The following is a 1,601-nucleotide window of genomic DNA, read 5'->3' on the forward strand; positions in this document are numbered from 1 at the left end:
GCTCGCCTCCGACAGTAATTTCTCCAGCAAATAAGCAATGTGCGCTCTATTAGCTCCTCGGTGGACGATCTTTACATTTTCTATGGCTGTCAGGGCAATGTCCGAATTCGTCTCAATGGCGCCGATCCCCTTTGTCGCTCTGCACACACACATAACGTCCGCCGGCGTGTCTCATTCGTGACACAGGCAATGTGTCGACAACTATAAATATCGCAATCTCCATCAGGTCTCTGAAGACCACTTTTCCTGTCGAGTTGGCATACCCTTTGCTGTTCGCACGGCTCATTACCTAATGTTGCAACCGGCGCCATACGTTGTCACAACAGAGGAGCGCGAATTGTTTTGGCTACCACGCGAGCATGTCCTCTTGAATGAGTGGTTGCGGAACGGAAGTGCTGTTGCAGTCAAAGAAGCGCGAAAGGCAGGGTCGTCATACTATGAACTTTGTATCGAGGCTCGATATGCCGTTTGCAGGACCGCTTGGGCAACGGAGGCCCCTTGGGGTAGTGGGCGGAATGGGAAGCTTCGCAACTGCCAAATTCTTGGAATCTCTCGCGCGAAAACGCCGAGCGGAGAAAGATCAGGATCACATTCCGTATGTTGCTTTATCGCTTCCCGATATCACTGATCGATCACAAGCAATCTCAGAGGGGAGTGACGCGCCATTGCAGCAGATATTGGAGCGGGCTCATTGGTTAGAGCAAGCGGGATGTGGAGCGATAGCCATCCCCTGCAACACCGCGCACTTCTGGGTTGGTGAGATCAAGCAGGCGCTGTCGGTGGCTTTGATTGACGTAACCGAGATCACAGCCAAGGTGATTTGCGGCAGGAGGGACGCCGCAGCTCGCGAACTTCGTTTGATCCTGCTGGGAACGAATGCGACTATGCAGCACTCTCTATACCCGCAAACGAATGAGAAGTGTTTCGGCGAGAAATTCGCATGTTGTCGTGCAGAGTTTCAACGAGAAGCCGTTCAGATCATCGCGGATGTCAAGTCTGGAAATGCCGTGGAAGCACGACCAAAGCTGAAGCAGCTTGTTGATCAGATCAGACCCTTCGCGCCTGACGCAATTATTCTTGGTTGCAGTGAATTGTCGGCCATTTCCGACGGTCTGGTAGACGACGATGACATCGTTGATCCAATCAGCATTCTTTCTGACTCCTGTATTGCCTGGTGGGAAAAGGAAAACGAGCTCGTAAACCAGGCGCGCGACGGGGGAGAATGATGAGCCGGGTCATACTCGCGAACACTGGCTCCGCTGCAATGACGCCCTCGGCTCATACGCTATCAGATGAATTCCTGAGAGCAAATGCAGCCTCGGCCAAGAGGCTGCTCTGGCTTGCTAGGGACGACGATATGCTTATTACCCCAACTCCGGTCACGAAGGAGTTCTTGAACTACGTCAATTCCCTAAAAGGTGGAGGTAACATCAAATTGCTGTCGACCTCATCGACATCCACCAAGCGTCCCCTGCCGATCTCGGAACAGGACATCGCGCCCGGTAGCGCCTTTTCTAGATCGCTACGTCTGATGACTATGGGTGCTCAATTTTCATGTCTGGAGCCTGTCTCTTATACACATCTGACGCTGCCGACGAACT

2 protein-coding genes are annotated in these 1,601 nt (G+C 52.7%); both read left to right on the plus strand.

All coding sequences use genetic code 11. The features are described from left to right. Positions 1–461: 461 nt before the first annotated feature. Entirely contained in the window at positions 462–1,226 is a 765-nt protein-coding gene (locus IF803_RS42395; protein ID WP_461196150.1) for an aspartate/glutamate racemase family protein, read from the plus strand. 167 nt (positions 1,227–1,393) lie between these two features. Further along, positions 1,394–1,601, plus strand: a 208-nt coding sequence (locus tag IF803_RS42400) for a hypothetical protein (RefSeq protein WP_461196151.1), incomplete at its 3' end; no start/stop codon positions are given.

The organism is Bradyrhizobium sp. UFLA06-06 (assembly GCF_054820065.1).